The 22,842-nt window shown below is 60.4% G+C and carries 22 protein-coding genes; 16 read left to right on the top strand and 6 right to left on the bottom strand.

Annotated elements, in window-relative coordinates; translation table 11 throughout:
* Nucleotides 1–77: 77 nt before the first annotated feature.
* The gene (argH, locus tag GM608_RS04775; RefSeq protein WP_081563486.1) at nucleotides 78–1,520 is read right to left on the bottom strand and encodes an argininosuccinate lyase; all 1,443 of its coding nucleotides are present in this window, start codon (nucleotides 1,518–1,520) and stop codon (nucleotides 78–80) included.
* On the opposite strand from argH, the gene GM608_RS04770 reads away from it, so the two are divergent.
* The 7 genes from GM608_RS04770 to GM608_RS04740 are packed head-to-tail and all read left to right on the top strand — an operon-like array spanning nucleotide 1,519 to nucleotide 7,360.
* The gene (locus GM608_RS04770) at nucleotides 1,519–2,103 is read left to right on the top strand and encodes a TlpA disulfide reductase family protein (protein ID WP_166651604.1); all 585 of its coding nucleotides are present in this window, start codon (nucleotides 1,519–1,521) and stop codon (nucleotides 2,101–2,103) included. The genes argH and GM608_RS04770 overlap by 2 nt on opposite strands.
* Nucleotides 2,104–2,114: 11 nt before the next feature.
* Nucleotides 2,115–2,903 carry an N-formylglutamate amidohydrolase gene (locus GM608_RS04765; RefSeq protein ID WP_043559992.1) on the top strand — a complete coding sequence of 263 codons (789 nt, stop codon included), beginning with the start codon at nucleotides 2,115–2,117 and terminating at the stop codon, nucleotides 2,901–2,903.
* Nucleotides 2,840–3,748: a shikimate dehydrogenase gene (locus GM608_RS04760; protein ID WP_333645128.1), complete on the top strand. Its 909-nt coding sequence runs from the start codon at nucleotides 2,840–2,842 to the stop codon at nucleotides 3,746–3,748. Before GM608_RS04765 ends, GM608_RS04760 begins: the two co-directional genes overlap by 64 nt.
* Before the next feature lie 24 nt (nucleotides 3,749–3,772).
* Entirely contained in the window at nucleotides 3,773–4,387 is a 615-nt protein-coding gene (gene coaE / locus GM608_RS04755) for a dephospho-CoA kinase (protein ID WP_333645127.1), read from the top strand.
* 1 nt (nucleotide 4,388) lies between these two features.
* Nucleotides 4,389–5,084: a DNA polymerase III subunit epsilon gene (dnaQ, locus tag GM608_RS04750; RefSeq protein ID WP_043559997.1), complete on the top strand. Its 696-nt coding sequence runs from the start codon at nucleotides 4,389–4,391 to the stop codon at nucleotides 5,082–5,084.
* Nucleotides 5,081–5,986, top strand: coding sequence for a glycosyltransferase family 9 protein (locus GM608_RS04745; protein WP_248460718.1), 906 nt, complete (start codon nucleotides 5,081–5,083; stop codon nucleotides 5,984–5,986). The genes dnaQ and GM608_RS04745 overlap by 4 nt, the downstream gene beginning before the upstream one ends.
* Nucleotides 5,987–6,037: 51 nt before the next feature.
* A complete protein-coding gene (locus GM608_RS04740; protein ID WP_081563482.1) occupies nucleotides 6,038–7,360 on the top strand; it encodes a dihydroorotase in 1,323 nt (440 codons plus the stop codon).
* 45 nt (nucleotides 7,361–7,405) lie between these two features.
* On the opposite strand, the gene GM608_RS04735 is transcribed toward GM608_RS04740, so the two are convergent.
* Entirely contained in the window at nucleotides 7,406–8,329 is a 924-nt protein-coding gene (locus GM608_RS04735) for a glycosyltransferase family 2 protein (protein ID WP_248460714.1), read from the bottom strand.
* 120 nt (nucleotides 8,330–8,449) lie between these two features.
* On the opposite strand from GM608_RS04735, the gene GM608_RS04730 reads away from it, so the two are divergent.
* The 5 genes from GM608_RS04730 to GM608_RS04710 all read left to right on the top strand — a co-directional run bounded on the left by GM608_RS04730 (nucleotide 8,450) and on the right by GM608_RS04710 (nucleotide 14,819).
* The gene (locus GM608_RS04730) at nucleotides 8,450–9,142 is read left to right on the top strand and encodes a tetratricopeptide repeat protein (protein WP_152332663.1); all 693 of its coding nucleotides are present in this window, start codon (nucleotides 8,450–8,452) and stop codon (nucleotides 9,140–9,142) included.
* Nucleotides 9,139–10,548 carry a PQQ-binding-like beta-propeller repeat protein gene (locus GM608_RS04725; protein ID WP_227449706.1) on the top strand — a complete coding sequence of 470 codons (1,410 nt, stop codon included), beginning with the start codon at nucleotides 9,139–9,141 and terminating at the stop codon, nucleotides 10,546–10,548. Before GM608_RS04730 ends, GM608_RS04725 begins: the two co-directional genes overlap by 4 nt.
* On the top strand, nucleotides 10,541–11,908 hold the full coding sequence (der, locus tag GM608_RS04720) for a ribosome biogenesis GTPase Der (RefSeq protein WP_043560004.1): 1,368 nt from the start codon (nucleotides 10,541–10,543) through the stop codon (nucleotides 11,906–11,908). Before GM608_RS04725 ends, der begins: the two co-directional genes overlap by 8 nt.
* Nucleotides 11,909–11,995: 87 nt before the next feature.
* Entirely contained in the window at nucleotides 11,996–13,429 is a 1,434-nt protein-coding gene (locus tag GM608_RS04715; RefSeq protein ID WP_043560006.1) for a sugar porter family MFS transporter, read from the top strand.
* Between the two features lies 1 nt (nucleotide 13,430).
* Nucleotides 13,431–14,819 carry an MFS transporter gene (locus GM608_RS04710; RefSeq protein WP_333645126.1) on the top strand — a complete coding sequence of 463 codons (1,389 nt, stop codon included), beginning with the start codon at nucleotides 13,431–13,433 and terminating at the stop codon, nucleotides 14,817–14,819.
* A 110-nt stretch (nucleotides 14,820–14,929) separates the two neighbouring features.
* On the opposite strand, the gene ubiA is transcribed toward GM608_RS04710, so the two are convergent.
* On the bottom strand, nucleotides 14,930–15,859 hold the full coding sequence (gene ubiA / locus GM608_RS04705; RefSeq protein ID WP_154981410.1) for a 4-hydroxybenzoate octaprenyltransferase: 930 nt from the start codon (nucleotides 15,857–15,859) through the stop codon (nucleotides 14,930–14,932).
* Between the two features lie 88 nt (nucleotides 15,860–15,947).
* On the opposite strand from ubiA, the gene GM608_RS04700 reads away from it, so the two are divergent.
* The 3 genes from GM608_RS04700 (at nucleotide 15,948) to GM608_RS04690 (ending at nucleotide 18,839) form a co-directional block, all read left to right on the top strand.
* Entirely contained in the window at nucleotides 15,948–16,664 is a 717-nt protein-coding gene (locus GM608_RS04700) for a 16S rRNA (uracil(1498)-N(3))-methyltransferase (protein WP_154981411.1), read from the top strand.
* Nucleotides 16,665–16,806: 142 nt separating this feature from the next.
* Complete coding sequence (locus GM608_RS04695; RefSeq protein ID WP_043560012.1) at nucleotides 16,807–18,192, top strand: glutamate--cysteine ligase; 1,386 nt, start codon at nucleotides 16,807–16,809, stop codon at nucleotides 18,190–18,192.
* A 17-nt stretch (nucleotides 18,193–18,209) separates the two neighbouring features.
* Complete coding sequence (locus tag GM608_RS04690) at nucleotides 18,210–18,839, top strand: outer membrane lipoprotein carrier protein LolA (protein ID WP_333645125.1); 630 nt, start codon at nucleotides 18,210–18,212, stop codon at nucleotides 18,837–18,839.
* Here the strand turns inward: GM608_RS04690 and rsmI are convergent.
* Complete coding sequence (rsmI, locus tag GM608_RS04685) at nucleotides 18,836–19,669, bottom strand: 16S rRNA (cytidine(1402)-2'-O)-methyltransferase (RefSeq protein ID WP_408610212.1); 834 nt, start codon at nucleotides 19,667–19,669, stop codon at nucleotides 18,836–18,838. The genes GM608_RS04690 and rsmI overlap by 4 nt on opposite strands.
* A gap of 218 nt (nucleotides 19,670–19,887) precedes the next feature.
* Between rsmI and GM608_RS04680 the strand changes: the two genes are divergently transcribed.
* Nucleotides 19,888–21,276 (top strand): penicillin-binding protein activator, encoded by a 1,389-nt coding sequence (locus GM608_RS04680; RefSeq protein WP_333645124.1) that lies wholly within the window; start codon nucleotides 19,888–19,890, stop codon nucleotides 21,274–21,276.
* Nucleotides 21,277–21,376: 100 nt separating this feature from the next.
* Here GM608_RS04680 and GM608_RS04675 read toward each other — a convergent pair whose 3' ends face one another.
* Nucleotides 21,377–21,763 (bottom strand): hypothetical protein, encoded by a 387-nt coding sequence (locus GM608_RS04675; RefSeq protein WP_227449703.1) that lies wholly within the window; start codon nucleotides 21,761–21,763, stop codon nucleotides 21,377–21,379.
* Between the two features lie 167 nt (nucleotides 21,764–21,930).
* Nucleotides 21,931–22,842: a lysophospholipid acyltransferase family protein gene (locus GM608_RS04670; protein ID WP_249089866.1), complete on the bottom strand. Its 912-nt coding sequence runs from the start codon at nucleotides 22,840–22,842 to the stop codon at nucleotides 21,931–21,933.

The following is a 22,842-nucleotide window of genomic DNA, read 5'->3' as shown; positions in this document are numbered from 1 at the left end:
GAAAATGCCACCCATGAGGGCCAGAACGGCCCGCGTCATGAAAGAGGAATGAAGCCGATGCATGATCATCTCTCCGTTCAGGCCTGTCCAAGCCGTTCCAGCCACCCCTTGGCCTGTGCCTGCACATTGGCTGGTGCCGTGCCGCCGTGGCTGGTGCGGGAGGCGAGGGAGGAGTCCACGGTCAGGACGTCATAGATGGACCTGTTGATGCCTGATTCCACGGCCTGCATGTCTTCGAGTGAAAGGTCGGCCAGATCGCAGCCTTTCTGCTCGGCCAGACTGACAAGACGCCCTGTGACATGATGGGCCGTGCGGAAGGGCAGACGCAGCTCCCGCACCAGCCAGTCGGCAAGGTCCGTGGCGGTGGAGAAGCCAGCACCTGCCAGCTCCCGCATCCGTTCCTTGTTTGGTTTGAGGTCCCGGATCATCCCTTCCATGGCGGCCAAGGACAGGGTGATGGCCGTCGTGGCGTCAAAGACGGGTTCCTTGTCTTCCTGCGTGTCCTTCGCATAGGCCAGTGGCAGACCTTTCATGACCGTCAGCAGCCCGATCAGATCGCCGGTGATGCGGCCCACCTTGGCACGGACCAGCTCGGCAGCATCCGGGTTGCGCTTCTGTGGCATGATGGAGGAGCCGGTGGTGAAGGCGTCGGACAGATGGACGAAATTGAAGGCCGCAGAGGCCCACTGCACGATCTCTTCCGAAAGGCGGGAAAGATGCATGGCCTCCATGGAGAGGACAGACAGATATTCCAGCGCAAAGTCGCGGTCGGACACGGCGTCCAGCGAGTTTGACGTCGGGCGGTCGAAACCGAGGGCCTGCGCCGTCATGTCCCGGTCGATGGGGAAGGACGTGCCTGCCAGGGCGGCAGACCCCAGCGGGCATTCATTCATCCGGCGGCGGGCATCACGCAGGCGGGAGGCATCACGGGCCAGCATTTCCACATAAGCCAGCAGATGATGACCGAAGGTGACGGGCTGGGCGACCTGAAGATGGGTGAAACCCGGCATGGGGGTGTCATGATATTCCAGTGCACGGCGGGCGAGGGTGCGCATCAGGGCTTCCGTCTGTTCCACGATGCCGTCGATGGAATCCCGGACCCAGAGGCGGAAGTCCGTGGCAATCTGGTCATTGCGGGAACGGGCGGTGTGCAGCCGCTTTCCGGCTTCCCCGATCCGCTCGGACAGGCGGGACTCGATATTCATGTGAATATCTTCCAGTGCCGGGGAGAAAGCGAAGCGGCCTTCTTCGATTTCCGTGGCAATATCGGCCAGACCCTGCTGGATTTCGGCTTCTTCCTGTTCTGTCAGCAGGCCAACCTTGCGGAGCATGGCAGCATGGGCGAGGGAGCCACGGATATCCTGCCGCCAGAGAATTCTGTCGAACCCGATGGAGGCGTTGATCTCCTCCATGATGGCTGCCGGACCGCTGGCGAAACGGCCACCCCACTGGGGATTGGCCGCGTCCGTGCTGGCGGGTCTGTTTGCAGGGGAGGCGTTGCTGGTATTATTGTGCGTCATGAGGACCGATATGATCAGAAACTGGAAAAAGATTCGTACATGCGCCGTTCTGGCGGGCTGGCTGAGTGTAGCGGCTGCGGGCCTGTGGCACAATTGTGTGCGGGCTGAAGCGTTGCAGAGTTTGCAGGAGCTGGAGCCGGAACCGGCCCTGTCAGCCCCGGTCACGCTGGCCATTGCGGGGCTGGGCGGCACGAAGGCAAGCCTGCCCATGAAGGCGGGGAAGCCGTACATGCTGCATCTCTGGGCCACATGGTGCACACCCTGTCGGGAAGAGCTGCCCCAGCTGGCCGCTTTCCTGGACAGAAATCCCGATCTGCCCGTGATCCCCGTTGCTCTGGACAGTGGTTCACCGGAGCATGTTCAGGCAGCTCTGCCCCGTCTTCATGCCGAGGGCCTGCCCGTCTGGACGGCGGAGCGTCAGGCTGTGGATCCGTTCCTGAAGAGTCTTCGGGAACCCGGACTGCCCATGACGCTGCTGATTGATGCCCAGGGGCAGGTGCGGGCCATTTCTGATGGCGGCGTGGAGTGGAAGGACGCCGCTGCGGCCAGCACGGTCCGCTCCCTTCTTCATCAGGTTGAGTGAGGTTGGGCGTGATGAACAGGCAGACTGAGGCCATGCCCCTTCTGGGGGAGAGTGAGGCCCGCCCTTATCATGTCCATGCAGCGGTGACGGACAGTCCTTTTGTCATGATCAGCGACCATGCGGGCCGTGCCGTGCCAGAAAGGCTGGGTGATCTTGGCCTGCCCGTGGATGAATGGGACAGGCACATCGCCTATGATATTGGCATCCGGGAAGTGGGGAGGCACCTCCAGCAGGCTCTCGGCTGCCTGCTTGTGGAGCAGGTCTATTCCCGTCTCGTGATCGACTGCAACCGGGCCGCCGGGCATCCGACCTCCATTCCCCCCGTCAGTGACGGTGCGCCCGTGCCGGGGAATCAGGGCCTGTCAGCCGTGGAGAGACGGCAGCGGGAAGAGGCCATTCTCCATGCCTATCACGATGAGATAGAACGCCATCTGTCCCGGCGGAAGCCGGAAACGACGTTGTTCGTGTCCCTGCACAGTTTCACTCCTGCCATGCAGGATGGGCGGAGACGCCCGTGGGACATCGGGCTGCTGCACGATCATGACCCTCACTCCGCCCGCCTGATGCGGACATTGCTGGAGGAGGAAGGCGGCCTCCATGTGGGGGACAACCAGCCCTATGTGCTGAACAGCCAGAATGAATACAGCGTGCCCTATCACGCCGGACGGCGGAATCTGCCAGCCCTTGAGATTGAGATAAGGCAGGACCTCATCAGTGATGAAGTGGGGCAGAAGCTATGGGCGGAGCGTCTGGCCCGTCTGCTGCCCCGCTTCTGGGAAAGACGGAAGGAGATGGCGTGACGATTGATGGCAGGACCAGACTGGCTGGCGTGATAGGCTGGCCGGTCGATCATTCCCGGTCTCCCATGCTGCATAACCACTGGTGCCGGGTGCATCAGGTCAACGGGGCCTATGTGCCGCTGCCGGTCAAGCCGGGACAGCTGGAAATGGCTCTGAAGGGGCTGGCGGCAGCGGGGTTCCGTGGGGTGAATGTCACGATTCCACACAAGGAGGAGGCTTTCCGCCTCTGTGACGAACTGACAGAAACGGCCCGCCGGGCCGGGGCAGCCAATACGCTGCGTTTTGTGGAGGGGCGGGTCATTGGCGACTGCACCGATGGCACCGGCTTCTGCGACAATCTTCTGGCTCATGGCGTGAGGCTGGAAGGGCGTGCTCTCATCCTCGGGGCGGGGGGAGCCGCCCGGGCCGTGGCGGCAGCGTTGCAGGATCGTGGCTGTGAGGTCTTCATTTCCAACCGTACAGCTTCCCGGGCCGAGGCTCTGGTGCAGGCCCTGGGGGGCGGAATCGTGCTGGACTGGACAGACTGGCCCAGCAGGCTGGGAGAGATGAATCTGCTCGTCAATGCGACATCGCTGGGCATGGGAGGACGTGATGACACGGCATGGTCCAGCCTGCTGCAGAAGGGGCAGGAGGGGCTGAGTGTGACGGACATCGTCTATACGCCTCGGCAGACACCTCTGCTGAAGGCAGCGCAGGAGCGTGGCTTCTGCACCGTGGACGGGCTGGGCATGCTGATCTGTCAGGCACGGGCCGGGTTTCAGGAATGGTTCGGTGTGCTGCCGGAAGCCGATGAAGCCAGTTTTGACATTCTGGCGCAGGACCTCGCCCGGCATGGCCTTTCCTGACATGGTGATGGTCGGGGCCTGTTCGTGAAGGTTCTGGGGCTGACGGGTGGCATGGCCGCCGGGAAGAGTACGGTGGCATCTCTCTTCCGCAGGGCGGGTGTGCCTGTTTTTGATGCCGATGCCTGCGTCCGTCAGCTTCAGGCCCTTCATGGGCGGGCGGTTCCTGCCCTGCAGAAGGCGTTTCCCGGCATCGTGCATGATGGCGTGCTGGACAGGGCAGCCCTGCGCCGTCTCATAGCGGCGGATCCAACCGTCCTGCCCCGGCTGGAAGCCATCATCCATCCGATGGTCCGGCAGGAGAGACAGGCTTTTCTGCGGCGTTGCCGGTCCCGTCAGGTGCCGTTCTGTGTTCTGGACATTCCCCTTCTGTGGGAAACGGGGGCGGATCGGGACTGTACGCTCGTCATGGTGGTGTCGGCTCCGCTGTCTGTCCGTCTGTCCCGCATCCGGCGGCGTTACAGGAGGGGGGGGCAGATGAGCGAGGCGGATGCGAAAGCCCTGCTGGCCCGGCAGATGCCGGACAGGGAGCGGCGACGCCGGGCCGATATCGTGATAAGGACGGGCCTCTCCCGTGCCTGTGCGGCCCGTCAGGTCCGTGCCATTCTGGCCTCCCTGTGGCAGATGCGTGAAAGACGATGACATGACCCGTTCCATTCTTTTTGATACCGAGACGACAGGGCTGGACCCGGATACCGGGGACAGGGTGATCGAAATTGCCGCCCTGGAGCTGGTGAATGACCTGCGGACGGGAAATTATTTCCATGTGCTGGTGAATCCCGAACGGGACATTCCCCCCGAGGCCACGAAGGTGCATGGTTTCACGCTGGCGGACCTGGAAGGGAAACCTCTTTTCGCTGACATTGCTGATGAGTTCCTGGAGTTCATCGGTGACGGGAAGATGATCGCCCATAATGCACCGTTCGACTTCAAGTTCATCAATGCGGAGCTGAAGCGGGCCGGACGTCCCGTGCTGGATTATGACAGTCGGGCCATTGATACCGTCATCATGGCCCGGAAGAAATTCCCCGGGATGCCTGCCAATCTGGACGCCCTCTGCCGCCGTTTCGGGATCGACCTCTCCGAGCGTGGCACCCACAATGCCCTGCTGGACTGCCGCCTGCTGGCCGACGTGTATGTGGAGCTGATCGGGGGGCGGCAGCGTGGCCTTGGTCTGGGCAGTGACCGGCAGCAGGCTGCCGGCCCGGGTGGGGCGGGAAAGCGCAGGGCCGTGACGGGTCGCAAGGCCCGCCCCATGCCATCACCGGATGAGGCCACTCTGGCCCGTCATGCCGAATTTCTCGCAACCCTGTCAGACCCGATCTGGTTGCAGGAGTGAAACGCATCCTCTTCATCACGGCGCATCGTCTTGGTGATGCCGTGATTGCCATGGGGGCGCTGGCCGGGATGATGGAGCGTCATCCTCAGGCCCGATTCACCATCGCCTGCGGTCCGGCCGTGCAGGACCTGTTCCGGTACATGCCCCGTTGCGAGCGGATCATCGTGGTGGAGAAGAAGCCTCATAACAGGCACTGGCTGGCCCTGTGGTGGCAGGTTGTGCGCCATCGCTGGGAAGTGGTGGTGGATCTCCGTTCATCGCCTCTGGCCTATGGAGTATGGAGCCGTTCCCGTCATGTCGTCAGGGGGGGCAGGCGGACAGGGCTGAAGCTGGAGCAGCAGGCCCGGTCGCTGGGCTTCAGGCAGCCCTTCCGTCCGCATGTCTGGCTGGGACCGGAGGAGCAGGACATGGCCGCCCGCCTCCTGCCCGGTGACATCCGCTGGCTGGCTCTGGCTCCGACAGCAGGAACGGAGACGAAACTCTGGCCTGCCTCATCTTTTGCGGCTCTCGCAGACCGGCTGGGGGCAGAGGGGATGCGTCCTGTCCTGTTCTACGGTCCGGGAGAGCGGGAGGCGAGGCTGGCCGCTCCGGCCCGGGCTGCCATGCCGGAGGCTCTGGACCTTGGCGGGAGATATTCATTGGCGCAGGTTGCAGCCCTGCTGGTCCGCTGCTGCCTGTTTGTCGGGAGTGATTCAGGGCTGATGCACCTGTCAGCAGCTCTGGACGTGCCAACGCTGGGCCTGTTCGGTCCCAGCCGTGCCGCAGAATATGCGCCTTCTGGCCGCTGGACGGCTGTGGTTGAGGCTCCCGGCCCGCCCGGTGCCGGAAACATGGAGGGCCTGAAGGCTGAAGATGTCTGTCAGGCCGCCCTCTCTCTTTATGAATGGTCCGGAGAGGGGTAAGAACCGGTCATCACTGTGATGAAACGATGACAGATTTTTCAGGGAGACATCATGCATTTTGATCTCATAATCCGTAATGGACGGTGCGTATTTCCATGGGGTGAGGCACAGGCCGACATCGGCATCCGTGATCAGCGGATCGCTTCCCTGTCCGTTTCCGCCAGTGATGAGGCTGACCGTGTCATTGATGCCACGGGCCTGCATGTCCTGCCCGGGCTGATCGACTCTCACGTGCATCTGCGTGATCCCGGCAAGCCGGAAGCTGAAACGCTGGAGACAGGCACCCGGGCGGCGGCTCTGGGTGGCATCACGGCTGTGTTTGACATGCCGAACACCAACCCGACCATCACGGACAGGAAGATGCTGGACTGGAAGCGTCAGCATATCGTGGAGACGGCGAATATTGACGTCGCCATGTATATTGGTGCGACCCGGGAGAACACGCCCCTTCTGGCCGAGTTCGAGCAGGAAGAGGGTGTCTGTGGCGTCAAGGTTTTTGCGGGGTCTTCGACCGGCGATCTCATGATCGAGGATGATGAGGGGATCGAGGCGGTCCTGCGTTCCGGCCATCGCCGTGTGTCCTTCCACTCGGAGGATGAATACCGCCTGCGGGAGCGGCGGAAGCTCTTCGAGCCGGGGCAGCCCTACCACTGTCATGCCGAGTGGCGGGATGCGGAATGTGCCATTCGGGGTACGCAGCGTATCCTGGCCCTGTCCCGCAAGACGGGGCGGCCCATCCATATCCTGCATGTCTCAACGGAAGAAGAGTTCATTCTTCTGGGCGAAAACCGCCGTCATGCCACGGTGGAGGTTCTGGTCAATCATCTGACCAACGAAGGGCCGGGCTGTTATGAGCGTCTGGGTGGCAAGGCCGTGATGAACCCTCCGCTGCGGAATGAGCGGCGTCATTTTGAGGCAGGCTGGGCCGCCCTGCGGGATGGACGGGTGGATGTGGTGTCTTCCGACCATGCGCCGCACCCCAAAGAGGCCAAGGAACTGCCGTGGCTGGAATGTCCATCCGGCTTGACGGGCGTGCAGACGATCGTTCCGCTGATGCTGGATCACGTCAATGCAGGGCGTCTGAGCCTGACCCGGCTCGTGGACGTTATGGCCGCTGGTCCGGCCCGGGTCTATGGGCTGCCGAACAAGGGCCGTCTGGCCGTCGGGTTCGATGGTGACATCACCCTTGTGGACATGAAGAAGCAGCGGACCATCACCAATGACTGGATCGCCTCTCCCGCAGGCTGGACACCTTATGACGGAAAGACCGTCACGGGCTGGCCCGTGGGGACCATCGTCCGGGGGCAGGTCGTGATGCAGGATGATGAGATCGTCACCAGCAATGTGGGTCGTCCCATCAGCTTCCAGCCCTGAGGGGAGAAAAGAGGGGCTCTTCCGGCGGGAGGGGCCCCTTTCCGGTTAGTGGAGGCTGCGTCCTTCGGGAAAGCCATACATCAGATAATGGGCCAGTGGTCCTGATTCATAGCCTGCCACATCAGGGTGACGGGCCAGATAGGCGTGGCTGTTCCAGACATGAAGCCTGCCAGACCGGGAACGGATCAGGGGCAGGCCCTCACGAAAATAGATGTGAACCTCATCCCGGTAGAGAGTCTCATACTCGTCATGGGAGCGGAGAAGCATGTGGCAGAGATGACTGCCCGGGCAGTGTGGTCTGGAGAGGTGAGCAAGAATCTTCTGCCGGTCAAATACATCGTCAGGGCTCTCCATTTCGGGCATCAGTTTCGCCCGGGAGAGGTCGATCATTTCCTGATAGGGCCGGTTGTGGCTGTGGAGATAGACAAAACGTGTCATTTTCACATCCGTGGTGTTGGCCAGAGCAGGGGCATGGTGCCCATTGTCGATGGTGGCGTCGTGGTAGGCGGGCACGAAGCCTTTGTGAAAATGACGGTTGGGGGCGTACCAGCCTTCATGTCCGTCCCCAGGCAGGTTGAACAGGCTCAGCTCGATGCGGAAGGGGCAGCCCCAAGGCTTCAGGCGTGCAAACTCGGCCAGAATGTCTGCCTTTCCTAGAGAAAGCCCGGTCTCCGTAAAAACGCAGAGCAGTTCATCGCAATCTACCGGTAGGGCGAAATCATACTCTGCATCCTGATTCAGGGAGCGTATGACGTTCGTGAAATGCCCGCCCTTGTTCTGGAAATCAAACGCCGTATCCAGATCCCGCCGGACATGGGCGCCGCATCGTTCGGCTTCATCCAGCAGGGCCAGAGTGGTGACCTCTTCCGATCCGTTATCAAAGATGAGAAGATTTTCCATGCCGAAGAGGCAGGCATAATGGGTCAGCCAGCGGGCAAGGCGGGGCCCCTCATCCTTCTGCATCATCATGACCTTGACGATGGGGGGGCGGGCTGGAGCGGTAATTTTTGTCGGGGAGGATGTTTGCCGCTGGTCCGTCATGCTATAGGAGTGTCAGAATTATCATGATTGGTCCAGCAAGGATATGGCGTGTCAGACGATTTGATTAAGGAAGTGGAAGAAGAGCAGCGTCTCCTGCGGCTCAGATCCATGGCCCTCCGTGTGGGCGGCGTGCTGGTGGTTCTTCTGGTGCTGGCTGGTGTTGCCGGTGGTGTATGGGGATGGCAGCAGCACCGGCTCCATACGGCTCAGGCCGTGGCGTCGGACCGCTATTTCGAGGCCATGAAGCTTCTTGGTGATCTGAATGCTCTGCCGTCTGCTGAAAGTGATGCACGACAGAAGGCCGAAGGCATTTTCTCGGATCTGGCCCAGTCCGCCCCGCAGGGTGTACGCGGCTATGCCGCCATGTATCTGGCCGAGCTGAAAGAGCAGGATCATGACCGTTCCACAGCGTTGAAGCTGTGGCAGCAGGTGGTGGATGATCGAGCTTCCGAAAGGTCTCTGGCGTTGATGGCGCAGTATCGCCTCCTGAATGCCCGGATGGGTATCGCTCCCAGGGATGAGCTGAGGCGTGGTTATCAGGCGCTCGTTCAGACAGGGGGAAGCTGGGTCCCTCTGGCGAAGGAAGGGTTGGCCGTGCTGGACCTGAGGGACGATGCCAAACCGGAGGAACGGGCAGAGGCACGCCGCCTGCTGCTGGAGGTTCAGACATCAGCGGACAGCACGGATGATTTACGGCGTCGGGCCGGACTATTGTTGCAGACTTTGGGAGAGGCTGGATGAACCGCCATTTTTCTTCACTGCCGGGGATGGGGGGCGTAAAGGCTTCCCGTCGTTCTCTTCTCAAGGGCGCCTGTTCATTTGCTGCCATGACGGGGCTGGCGGGTTGTGGTGCCTTCTCGGACGATCCGAAGAAAACGGTTCTGCCGGGCAGACGGATTGACGTTCTGTCAACCGGGGCAGGTCTGGCCGTGGACACGCATGATACAGCCCCCATCACCCTGCCTGCCGTACAGCCCGTCACTGCATGGATGCAGGAAGGGCGGACAGCGTCGCATGAAGCGGTCAATGCAGTCTGGAATGGTACGCGACAGCTATGGAGTGAGTCGGTTGGCTCCGGTGTCAATCGGGTTGGCTGGCTTTCCATGGTGGCGTTTGTCCCCAATCGCAAAGGGGCCTTGCAGTCCCCGCCCGTGATTGGCGATGGTCGCATGTTCACGGTGGATGCCCAGGGCGTCATCCGGGCCTGGAGCTGGCCGGAGCGCAGGCAGCTCTGGCACCTCCAGCCAGCCCGCAAGACCCGTTCCACCAATATTGGCGGTGGCCTCGCCCTAGTGGGGAATACGCTTTATGTCGTTGATGGCGTGGCGCAGGCCCTGGCGCTGGATGCTGCCACGGGTCGACAGAAATGGGCCGTGGATATCGGGACGCCGGGGCGCTCCGCCCCGACTGTTGTCGGTGGTCTGATGGTTTTCACGACCATTGATGCCCGCCTGTACGCTCTGGATGCGGCAACGGGCCAGCAGCGCTGGACCTATCAGGCGACCGATGTCAGCACGACCCTCTTCGGGGCTGGGGCTCCGGCCATTGTCAATGACATTGTGGTGGCTGGTTTCGGCAGTGGTGATCTGGTGGCCCTGCGTGCAGCTTCTGGCGAGGTTGTCTGGAGTGACAGCCTTGGCGGAGGCAACGGGCTGGGCGCCATGTTGGATTTCGCCTGCGTGCGTGGGGGGCCTGTCGTTGTTGGCGGGACAGCCTATGCCATATCTTTGTCTCGTGTGCTTGTGGCCATCGACATGCGCTCGGGGCGTCGTCTGTGGGAGCGGGAGGTCAGTGGTCAGTCGCCGCTCTGTGTTTGTGGCGAATGGCTGTATCTCATCTCCCTGGACCAGCAGCTGGCCTGCCTGGACCGTGTGACGGGACAGGTACGGTGGGTCAAACAGTTGCCCCGTTTCAAAAAACCGGAGCATGAGAAGGGTCCCATCCAGTGGATGGGACCGATCATGCTGAACAACAGGCTTGTCTGTCTTTCCAGCATGAACCGTGGTGGCATGGTGATCGTGAATGCCAGGACGGGCCAGGAAGAAGGAAAGATAGAAACACCGTCATCCTGCCAGGTACAGCCGATTGTCTGTGATGGACAGCTGCTCGTTCTGAGCGAAGATGGTGTTCTGCGCGCTTATGGTTGATCCCGCTGGGACAGGCAGGCTGCCTGTCGTCGTTATCGCCGGGCGCCCCAATGTGGGGAAGTCCACCATCTTCAACCGGCTTGTCGGGAGGCGTCAGGCGATCGTGTCGGACGAGCCCGGTGTGACGCGGGATCGCAAGGACGGCGTGGCCATGCTGCGTGGTCGCCGTGTGCGGCTCGTGGATACGGCAGGGCTGGAGGAAGCAGCTCCCGAGACGTTGTTTGGCCGTATGCGGGCTTCGTCCGAGCAGGGGATCGCACAGGCTGATCTGGTTGTTTTCTGCGTGGATGCACGGTCTGGCATCACACCTGCTGATGCACATTTTGCCAACTGGTTGCGGCGGCAGAACCGGCCTGTCCTCCTCGTTGCCAACAAGGCCGAAGGCCGGGCCGGTGCAGAAGCAGCCATGGAGGCCTTCTCTCTTGGGCTGGGAACCCCGCTTGCCATGTCTGCTGAACATGGTGAGGGACTGGCCGACCTGATGAGCGAGATCGTCAGCCTTCTGCCGGATGAGGAGACACTCGCCGAGCAGGATGGAGAAAAACCGCTGCGCCTTGCCATCATTGGCCGTCCGAATGCTGGAAAATCAACGCTTCTGAACAGCCTTCTGGGCGAGGAGAGGATGATCACGGGGCCGGAAGCTGGCCTGACACGTGATGCTGTCAGTGTCATGCTCGAGGACGAGGCCGGGCCGATCGAAATCGTTGACACGGCTGGAATGCGGAAGCGTGCCCGTGTTCAGGAAGGGCTGGAGCGTGTCTCTGTTTCCGCCTCTATTGAGGCCATGAAAATGGCTGAAGTGGTTGTACTGGTTCTGGATGCAGATCGTGGTGTTGATGAGCAGGACCTCCAGATTGCCCGTCTGATTGAGCGGGAGGGGAGAGCCTGTGTTCTTGCTCTCAACAAGTGGGATGCCGTCAAGGAGCGTCAGGCAACACGCAAGGCGATTTCTGATCGTATCGAAATTTCACTGGCGCAGATGCGTGGGATCGAGGTTGTGACATTCTCGGCTCTGACAGGCGAGGGGCTGCACCGCCTTCTGCCGGCCGTCCGAAGGGCCAGCGAGGTCTGGAACGCCCGTGTGGGCACGAGCGATCTTAACCGCTGGTTTGAGGAGGCGGTGGAACGTCATCAGCCGCCGCTGGTGGATGGGCGCCGACTGAAGTTACGCTACATGACACAGGCCAAAAGCCGCCCGCCAACCTTTGTGCTGTTTGGCACAAGGGCGGAGCAGCTGCCGGACAGTTACAAAAGATACCTCATAAATGGGTTGCGGGAGACCTTCCATCTTCCCGGCACGCCGATCCGGCTTCTGCTGCGGGGGAGCCGTAATCCATTCGTGAAGCAGGATGAGCGATAATTTATTGAATTTGGAGCAATAACGTCCATAATCGCCGCACGCCCCGATGCCGGAGGGGTGTGTGACCTTTATGAATGAGGAGTTATCATGGTAGGAGTAACGCCGGCAGCCAGGAGTGGGGGCGGTGCCTCTTCGTCTCAGAAGACGACAGGGCGTGCTACGTTTCTTGGCATTCTTGCGGCCCTTTCCGGGTTGATGTTTGGGTTGGATACAGGCGTTGTCGCTGGTGCTTTGCCGTTCATTGCGACTGATTTCCATGCTGGTGCTGCCATGCAGGGGTGGATCGTGTCGTCCATGATGGCTGGTGCTGCTGTTGGTGCTACATTTGCTGGTCGCATTTCCGTTTCTTTTGGTCGCCCGGGTGCCATGCTGGGCGCTGGGATCCTTTTTCTGGTTGGTACGCTTTTCTGTGCGTTTGCTCCCGGGGTGGCCCTGCTCATCACAGGGCGTGTCCTGCTTGGTCTGGCTGTTGGCGTGGCAGCATTTGCAGCTCCGCTCTACATTTCTGAGATCACGGTCGAATCGGCCCGTGGTGCCATGATTTCTTTCTACCAGCTGATGGTTACGCTCGGGATTTTTCTGGCATTCGTGTCCGATAGCATCTTGTCCGAAGGTGGGCACTGGCGCTGGATGCTCGGGATCATGGGCGTTCCGGCGGCCCTGTTCCTCGGTGTAGTGCTGATTCTGCCGCACAGCCCCCGCTGGTTGATGATGCGTGGTGATACGGAGCGTGCCCGCAAGGTGCTGCGTATGCTGCGTTCTGACGAGGAAGTGGCGGAAGCAGAGCTGGCCGATATCAACGACCGCCTCTCCAAGAGCAGTGATGCCGGATATGGGCTGTTTCGCAGCAATCCGAACTTCCGTCGTTCCGTGTTTCTGGGTATCACCCTCCAGATCATGCAGCAGCTGAGCGGAATCAACGCCCTGCTTTACTACGCACCGCGCGTGTTCGAAGCTGCCCATTTCGGGACCAATGCTGCCGTGTGGGCCACGACACTGGTCGGGCTGACCAACATGGTTTTCACAGGTGTGGCCATCCGATACGCCGACAGGTGGGGCCGTCGTCCGCTGCTGTTGACGAGCTGTGTCATCGTTGGTGCTTCGCTGGTTGGTGTCGGTGCAGTGCTGGCTTTTGGTGGTGGCAGCCTGGCCGCTTCCATCCTGCTCTGTGCTCTGATCCTTGTCTTTGTGGCCGGTTTTGCCATTGGTGAGGGACCGCTTGTCTGGGCCCTGTGCTCCGAGGTTCAGCCGACACGTGGCCGTGACTTTGGTATCGGCTGTTCCACGGTGACAAACTGGGTGGCCAACTGGGTTGTTTCCAGCATTTTCCCGCTGATGATGCTGGCGATGGGTGCGTCTTGGACCTTCATCCTGTTTGCAGCGTTCAATGGCCTGTTCGTGCTGATTACTCTGGGTTTTGTCCCGGAGACGAAGGGTGCTTCGCTGGAGCGGATCGAAGCGAATCTTTTTGCAGGGGTGCCCCTGCGTAAATTGGGAGAACCAGAGGGTAATGGGCAGTAAGATGGCAGATCCTAGCCTTGAGGGAGAATACGACCCGGAGAGGCACGCAGGCCTTTACGGGATGCAACGCTTCAAGGCGATGTCATCTGTCATTCTGGCATTGATGCTTTCGATCCTGGATTATTCCGTTGCGAATGTGGCCCTGCCCACCATCGCAACGGATCTCCACTCTTCTGCTTCGCAGGCGATCTGGGTCATCAATGCCTACCAGCTGGCCAATCTGGCCTGTCTCCTGCCATTGGCCGCCATTGGGGCCAGGGTTGGTTTCGGGCGGATGAGCCAGCTGGGAATTGTCCTGTTTCTCATTGCGTCTGTGGCCTGTGCCATGTCGCAGAACATGCTGGAGCTGACGCTTGCCCGGGCTCTTCAGGGTGTTGGCAGCTCCTGCATCATGAGTGTGAATATTGCGCTTGTGCGCTTCATTTATCCGCACAAGCTCATAGGCAAGGGGATTGCGCTCAACGGGCTGTTCATCGGCTTGGGTGTGGCGCTGGGGCCGACCATCGGCTCCTTCATCCTCTCCATTGCCTCCTGGCCCTGGATTTTCTGGGTGAATCTGCCGCTGGGTGGCATTGCCATCCTTCTAGCCAGCAAGGCTCTGCCCAAAACGCCGCGGAGCGACGTGAAGGTCGATATCCTTGGTTCCTTGCTCACGGTGGCTTCTTTCGCCCTGCTGGGGATCGGGCTGGACAGCCTCATGCATGGTGATCTGGGCTGGGGTGCCGGGTTGACGGGCTGGAGCCTTGTCAGCTGGTGGCTTCTCCTGCGCTGGCAGAAAAAGCGGCAGGAGCCTATTGTGCCGCTGGACCTGCTGAAGCGTGTGCCCTTTCTGCTGGCCTGTCTGGTCAGTTTCTGTGGGTTTGTGGCTTCGAACCTGTATATTGTGGCCATGCCTTTCACGCTGGCAGTGGCTTTTCATAAAAATCCGGCCACAGTCGGTCTGTTGATTGCACCGTGGGCTGTGGGCGTGGCGGTGATGTCTTTTATTGTCGGAAAGATTGCCGACCGTTTTCCGGCAGCTCTGCTGTCTTCCATTGGGCTGCTGGTGACATGTCTTGGCTTTGTGCTTCTCTGTACCCTGCCGCTGGATGCCGATAACACGGCCATTGCCTGGCGGACGCTTCTGGCTGGCATGGGGTTTGGCTTTTTCCAGCCACCGAACAACCGGGCCATCATGGTGACAGCCCCTCCCGGCCGGGAGGGTGGTGCAAGCGGGATGCTCTCCGTGGCCCGTCTTTCAGGGCAGACGACAGGGGCATTGCTGGTCGCCGGGCTGTTCACCCTGTTCCCTCATCCTGCGTTCATCTGTCTCGGGGCCGCCGCTGCCGTGGCTTTCTGTGGAGCAGCATTGAGTGCAGGGCGGACGCTTTTCAGAAGGCGTACGACCTGAGCAGGTCGCTCGATACAGGTCAGTCTGTTGTATGAAAAATCCCCGGGGTGCTGGTTCTGCCCCGGGGATTTTTCATGTCGGCCCTCTCACGCTCATGGAGCAGATCAGGTTTAGTGCCAGAATGTCGGGCTGGCCCCCAGGATGAAGGCGGCTGCCAGGACGAAGCCTATTGCGACGTTCTGCCGGAAGAAGTGCAGACAGAGAGGAGCATCATAGGGCGAAAGCCGGACAGTCTGACGGCCCAGCAGGAGGCAGGCCAGCAGGAAAGGCAGCCAGAAGAGTGGGTGCAACCCGGCCTGTAGAGCCGAGAGTGCAAACAGGCAGAGGGCTAGGGCGTAACAGCTGCCTACGAAGAGGCGGGCATGGTTCAGCATCAGGCGGGAGGTGGATTTGACCCCGATACGGGCATCATCCTCCATATCCTGAAAACCATAGATGGTATCGAATCCCAGCTGCCAGATGATGACGCCGCCGTAGAGCAGCAGGCCCGGCAGGTCCAGAGTGTTCTGGCTGGCCGCATAGCCCATGGGAGCGCCGAAGCCGAAGGTGAATCCCATGACAAGCTGGGGCCACCATGTCAGTCTTTTTGCGGCCGGGTAGAAGGCGACAAGGATCAGCGCCAGAGGTGCCAGCATCCAGCAGACTGGCGGCAGGGCGAGCAATACGGCCAGCCCTCCGAGTAGCAACACTGCCAGCAGAGCCAGCCCCTGTGTCAGGTTGAGTGCGCCGCTGGCTAGGGGCCTGCCTGCCGTGCGTGAAACCTGGGCATCAATTTTGCGATCCCAGATGTCGTTGATGACACAGCCCGCCGAACGCATGAGCAGCGATCCGATGGCGAAGAGCGCCGTATAGAAGAGCCGGCGTTCCAGAGGGGGCCCTTGTGGGGCAAGAAAGATGCCGAACACGCCGGGCAGCAGCAGCAGCCATGTGCCAACGGGACGGTCCAGCCGGGCAAGCAGTGCATAGGATCGCCAGGGGTCTGGCAGGCGGCCGATCAGGCCATTGCTGCGGATATCGGTATGAAGATGGGTCTGGGACATGGGATGAGTGATTGGCCAGAAACAGGATGAGGTCAATATTTTATCGCAGATGCTGGAAAGTGAGTGGGGAAAGCGGTATGCCCGAAACATGAGCCGTACTGATCCACGCCTTTTTATTGTTGATGCAGAGTCTCCCTGGCAGGAAGGGGAGACGGTGTCCCTGTCTGCCGGTCAGGCCCATTATTTGGGCAAGGTCATGCGTCTTCAGCCGGGCGATGGTGTGGTGCTGTTCAATGGCCGGGATGGCGAGTGGCAGGCGACTGTCGAGGGGCTGAAAAAAAATCAGGGCACGGTGCGCCTTACGTCCTGTCTGCGGCCCCAGCAGGATACAGAAGGGGTGGAGCTTCTTTTTGCGCCACTCAAGAGGGATGCGACGGAGCTGCTCATCCGCATGGGGACAGAGCTGGGTGTGACACGCTTTCGCCCCGTCCTGACAGCCCGGACAAACACACATCGCCTGAATCTTGAGCGGTTGGGGCTGATCGCACAGGAAGCTGCCGAACAGTGTGAGCGGCTGGATGTCCCGACCCTCATGCCGCTGGAGCCTCTGGCGGCTGTTCTGGCCCGCTGGCCGGTTCGGCGCAGGCTTGCCGTGGCGCTGGAGCGCCATGGGCAGGGAGGGCCTCCCGCTGGCTGTGATGCATTGCTCATCGGGCCAGAAGGAGGCTTTGCGGAGGAAGAGGTCCAACGGCTTTCCCGGCATGAGGCCATACAGTCTTTTTCGCTCGGCCCCCGGATATTGCGGGCAGATACGGCAGCCTGTGCTGCCTTGGCCCAGATCGGAGCAGCCAACCGGCAGGCATGAACGGCCCGAGGCTGCTCGAATATGTGTCGGTTCTCTTGAATGAAGGTAAATATGCCCCCTAGTATAGGGGGTATCTGGCTTACGGACAGTCTGAGCGTCCTGCGGCATAGCGTGGTGAATTTTAGCCGATAAGGGTTTGTGCATGTCCAATCCAGGTGAAAGCAATACGACACTGATCGAGAGCAGGGCGCAGCTTGTCGAGGTTCTGGCTCGTGGCTGCAAGCCGAAGGCTGAATGGCGTATTGGGACAGAACATGAAAAGTTCGGGTTCCGTCTGCCAGAACGGGCCAGAGGAGAGCTGAAGCCGTTTGCGCCACCAGCGTATGAGCCGGATGGCATCGGTGCCCTGCTTGGCGCTCTGGAAGGGCCGAACTGGCAGGCCATCCGTGATGATGGCCATTTGATAGGCCTGAAAGGTGCGGGCCCGCACAAGGGGCGGTCCATCTCTCTGGAACCTGCGGGACAGTTTGAGCTCTCCGGTGCGCCTGTCAGGACGGTGCAGGAAACCGAACAGGAGATGATTGCCCATTTCAGGCAGATCACCGGGCCTGCGCAGGAGCTGGGCCTTGGTTTTGCGCCTCTTGGTTTTCAGCCTCTCTGGCCCCGGGAGGCCATGCCGTGGATGCCCAAGAGCCGGTATGCCATCATGCGCCGCTACATGCCAGAGGTCGGGCGTCGTGGGCTGGACATGATGACACGGACCTGCACTGTGCAGGTGAATCTGGATTTTTCCAGCGAGGCAGACATGGCCCGCAAAATGCGGGTGTCGCTCGCTCTCCAGCCTCTCATCACGGCCCTGATGGCCAATTCGCCGTTTGCTGATGGCAGGCCGACAGGGCGTCTGTCCAACCGGGCCTATATCTGGCTGGATACGGACAATCAGCGCAGTGGTCAGCCGACGTTCTTTTTTGAGGAAGGCTTCGGGTTTGAGCGCTACGTGGACTGGGCGCTGGATGTCCCTATGTATTTCGTCAATCGTGAAGGGCGGAATATTGATGCCGCAGGCTGTTCGTTCCGTAAATGGCTCGATGGTGTCGAGCAGGAGCCGTTGGCAGGCCTGCGCCCAACGGTCGGGGATTTTGAAGACCATCTGACGACACTGTTCCCTGATGTCCGGCTCAAGCAGTTTCTTGAGATGCGTGGTGCCGATGCTGGACGGCCAGACATGATGGTGGCCCAGTCTGCGTTCTGGGTGGGGCTGCTATATGACGAAGACGTGCTGGCTGAAGCCGAACGGGTGGTGAAGGAGCAGTCTTGGCTGCATTATCAGTCTCTGGCGGAGCTTGTTGTCGAACAGGCCATGGATGCTCCTTTCCCGGGCGGGCTGCGTCATCTGGCAAAGCGTATTCTGACACTGGCCGAGCAGGGACTTCAGAAACGGGGCCATGGGGAGGAGTATTATCTTGCTCCGCTCTATGAGATTGCTGATGGTGCCAAAACACAGGCGGAGCGGTGGCTGGAGCGGTACCATGATGTCTGGCAGGGTGATGTCCGGCACATTTTCCGGGAAGCGGATATTTCCTTGTGAGGAAAGGAAGCGTGGTGATGGTGGTGCGGCGTCTTGTCATGGCCTGCGGCGTGGCTTTTGCTGTGGGGGGGATGGGTCTGCTGGGGAATCCGGCACTGGCGGCAGGAGTTCCCCTGACCCAGGCCCAGCAGGGATGGGTTCACAGAATTGAGTCCAGCCTTGCGGCGACGAAGACATTTCAGGCCCGGTTTGAGCAGGTGACCGAGCATGACGGGACATCCACCGGGACAGTTCTGCTGGAGCGGCCGGGAAAGATGCGGTTTTCTTACGATCCTCCCAGCCCGCTTCTGCTTGTGGCCAATGAAGGCAAGGTCGTGTTTCAGGACCGCAGCATCGGTCAGATCACGACAATCCCTCTGGATCATACGCCATTGGGTCTTCTTCTGCGGCCGGATCCCCGTTTCTCGGGGGATGTATCCATTCTGGGGTACGAACAGCAGAATAGCGAGATCCAGTTGCGGGTGACACGGACGGAAAATCCGGGTGAAGGCGAGATGACGCTCTTTTTCTCCACCCGTCCGCTCAGTCTGAAAGGCTGGACAGTGCTGGATGCCCAAGGGCACAGGACGATCGTGCATTTTTCCAGCGTGCAGACCGGCATCAGCGTTCCGGCTTCAAGTTTTGTCCTGCCAAAGGATGAGGACTAACCGCCCTTTTTCTGTCTGGCCAGCTCAAGTGCCCGGTTATAGACGGTGCGCTTGGGCAGGTTGACGATCCCTGCTATCAGCGCTGCGGCATCCTTGACGGAGTGGGTTTTCAGGGCATCCTGCAAGGCCTGGTCGAGCTCCTGTGCTCCCGTATCGTCTGCGGCTGGTGGACCAAGAAGCAGGGTGATCTCTCCCCGTGGGGCTGTTTCTTCAAAATGGGCAATGAGTTCGGCAAGACTGCCCCGGACCATTTCTTCAAAATGTTTTGTCAGTTCACGCCCTACGGCCGCAGGGCGGTCTGAGCCGAATACCTGCTGCTGTGTTTTCAGTGTTTCCAGAAGTCGGTGCGGTGATTCATACCAGATGAGCGTGGCAGCCAGACCAGCCTGTTCGGCAGCACGCAGGGCGGTAAAGCTGTGTCGGCGGGCCTCTCCCCGGGGAGGAAAGCCCAGAAACATGAAGGGAATGGGAGGCAGGCCGGAGAGTGTCAGAGCCGTGACGGCAGCATTGGCACCGGGCAGGGACGTGATGGCGATATTTTCTGCCTGTGCGGCCCGGACGAGGCGGTATCCAGGGTCCGAAACAATGGGTGTACCGGCATCAGAGACCAGGGCCAGACATTCTCCCTGCTGGAGGCGTTCAATGAGGGCGGGGATGCGGTCCTGTTCATTATGGTCATGGAGAGGGAAGAGCTGGTTGCTTATGCCATAATGCCGCAGCAGTTTTGTGGTAACGCGGGTGTCTTCACACAGGATGGCATCAGCGGTCCTTAAAGCATCAAGGGCACGCTGGCTTATGTCGGCGAGGTTGCCGACAGGCGTTGCCACCAGCACGAGCTGCCCGGTAGAAGAAGGAAATGTTCCGTGATCGGGGGGAGTATATGGTTTCTCAGACATCGTTATCCTCAATGAGCCGCTCTGGCCTTTATAGCCGTGGTGGGCAGGGGCGCGGCAAGAGAGGAAACGGCCAGGCAGCATTGGCCGTTGGTATTTTCATGTTTCTGGGAGCCTGCTCCGGGGAAAATGGTCATGAAAGGAAACTGGCCCCGGTGGCAGCCGCTCCGCAGCCAGTGGAAAAACCAGCCCGTGTCGGGCTGATCGTACCGTTGAGTGGCCCTCATGCTGCCATCGGCCTGCGCCTGAGGGATGCGGCCCGGCTGGCTCTGCCGGACAACCAGCCTCCTCCCATGGATGTATTTGACAGTGCCCAGCCAGCAGGGCCTGCCCATGCCGCCCAGCAGGCTCTGGAGGCCGGAGACAGTATTGTTCTGGGGCCGCTTACGGCAGGTGATACGCAGGCCGTGTCCTCTGTCCTGCAGCCAGTGAATGTGCCGGAGCTGGCTTTCACCAGTGATGTGGCTCAGGCCAGACCGGGTGTCTGGGTCATGGGACTGACGCCAGAGCAGCAGGTTCGTCGTCTTGTTGACGCTGCCCGGGTAGAAGGACGGAAGCGTTTTGCTGCGTTTCTGCCAGATACGGCGCTGGGGCACGCCATGGGGGAAGGGCTGACCCTGGCCTGCCAGGAGGCTGGGCTGGATGTCCCGCAGATTACGTTCCACAGCAGTGACATCAATGACATCACGCAGAAAATGGCGCAGCTGAGCCGTCGGCCGGTTGCATCTGCCGGTACTGCACAGGGGGCGGCCACGGCGGAGAGCGGACCTTCTGCCATTGACCCTCTGAATGAGGGTGATGAAATGACGGTTTCTTCCTCCCGGCCAGCCCAGAAGGACCAGGCCGCTTCGGCCCCTTCGGAGGTCAGCCCGCCGCCATTTGATGCCCTGCTTCTGGGTGATACCGGGCTGGATCTGGCCCGTGTGATCGATGCGCTGAAGAACAACCAGCTTCTGGTTCCTCAGGTTCGTATTCTTGGTCCGATGCTCTGGCGTTCCTTTGATGCCAAACTGGGGGACCTGCGCGGTGCCTGGTATGTGGCGTTTGATGAGAAACAGCGCAGTGGCTATGTGCAGAGTTATCAGAATGCCTATCAGCAGAAGCCTTCTCCTGTCGCAGATTTTGCCTACGATGCGGCCGCCCTGGCTGGCGCCCTGATCCGCCAGAACAAGCTGAATGTGGCAACACTGACCCAGCGTGAAGGCTATCTGGGCGTGAATGGTCTCTTCCATCTGCGTCCGGATGGCCGGATGATTCGGGCGCTGGGCATCTATCAGATTGCTCCGGGTGGGGGCAGCCAGCTGATCGTCCCAGCCTCCCGTGATCTGACATCGCCATCATCTCTTTCCATAGGGCCGGCCGTGCCGGGGCGGGGGACTGCCTCGGCATCGGCTGATATGGCCGTATGGTCACCTGCAAAGCAGACAGCTGGAGCAGTACCGGCACAGGCTCAGGCTGGGAAGAAACCGGCCGCTCCTGATGTGGCGGTCTGGTCGCCATCCCGTCATGCGGGTGCTGGGAGCGGCACGTCATCAACACCCTGACAGGTTTTGGCTTTTTGCCTGCTTCCATGGGAAAAAGCCCGTCTGCATGTCAGACGGGCTTTTTCTGTAGAACGAAAAATCGCTTCAGCAGGACGTCATGTCAGGCTGATGCATGCAGGGGCAGAACGGGACGGATGGTATGAAGTGCTTCGGAGAAGGTCCGGTAACGGCCAAGCTCGTTGTCTCTCAGGCAGTCCGTGAGAACCCAGTAGGGACCACGCAGGCTGATGAGGTAGGCAGGGTCGGCATTTTCCCGAACCCAGATGACCACCAGGCTGGGATCGGCTGTCTGCTGGTCCGGAGATGATTCAATGGAGGCATCAAGAATGCCCATTTTCTCGCTGGCAATGAGCCATGTGGCCAGGTAGTGGCGATGATGGGAAAGGAGCTTCTGGCGGAACGGGACGACAACACCGCCCGCATGTTCCCGGGCGCTGGAGGAGGGGGCCGTGGCGTGTTCTGCCACGCGGAATGCTTTCTGAGCCATGTCAGCATCTCCTTCATGGGAACAGGGAAACCCCTGCTGCATCACAATCAGAACAACCCATGGTGCCGAAGCGCGCTATCTGAAAACTGAACAGGAAGGCTTGGCTGCTATGATCTTGTTCTCATTTTGCAATCCTACCATGTTTCGGACGCATGGCTAGGTAAAATTTACTTTTTCTTATTCCGGTAACAGGATTTTGCCCATCGCCGATGCAACCAGAGCCAGTTTTCCGGGCGTTTCGTAATCCATTGTTCCAGCTCATCATTCAGGAGCTGGGTCAGGTGACGAATCATGTCATGGCGGGAACGGGCTGTGCTGGCATGATCTTTCGGGTCAAGGCAGGACCCCACCTCCAGAACCAGACGGGCCGGGCCTTCCCGCCAGACATGCCCTGTAATGATCAGAGCATCGAATCTGAGGGCCAAGGCCGCAGCAGCCGGGGCTGTCATGGTAGGATGGCCGAAGAAGGAAACCTCAATCCCATCGTTCATTTTCTGGTCCCCCAGCACGCCAAGATATCCACCTCTGGCGAGATGGCGGACAGCATCCCGTGCTCCCTGCTTCCCTTTTGGGAAGAATGAAACGGGTGTGCCGACAATGTGGCGTCGCAGCCGACAGAGCAGCTGGTCAACCAGAGGGTTGTTGGGGGCACGGTAGAAAGGGGAAAAAGCCATGTCATAACGGGCAACAATCAGGGGCATGAGTTCCCAGTTGCCGAGATGGCCTGAAAAGAAAATGACAGGGCGCCCGCTTTTGCGGGCCTGGTGCAGGAGTTCATCATTCAGGACACGCCAGCCGGGACCTGTAGCAGCCCCTTCCGGCAGGTCAGGAAGGTGGGGGAGTTCTCCCAATGTGCTGCCAATGTTCCACCAGCAGCCTCTGACGAGCCTCCGGCGTGTCTTTCGGTCCATCGTGGGAAAGGCACGGTGCAGGTTGATGTCGGCAATGCGGGATGAGGGAAGGCACGGCCCGACAAGAGCCGCCACGGTTCCTCCCAAACGGGAAGACAGACCCGCAGGCAGCTTGCTGGCAAACCAGAGAAGCCCCTTCAGGCCCCATGCCTCAAGATAATGTTTCAT

The sequence above is a fragment of the Bombella sp. ESL0380 genome, assembly GCF_009725805.1.
GTDB lineage: Bacteria > Pseudomonadota > Alphaproteobacteria > Acetobacterales > Acetobacteraceae > Bombella > Bombella apis.
Note: the sequence above shows the minus strand (reverse complement) of the source record. Positions and strands in the feature narration are given on the sequence as shown.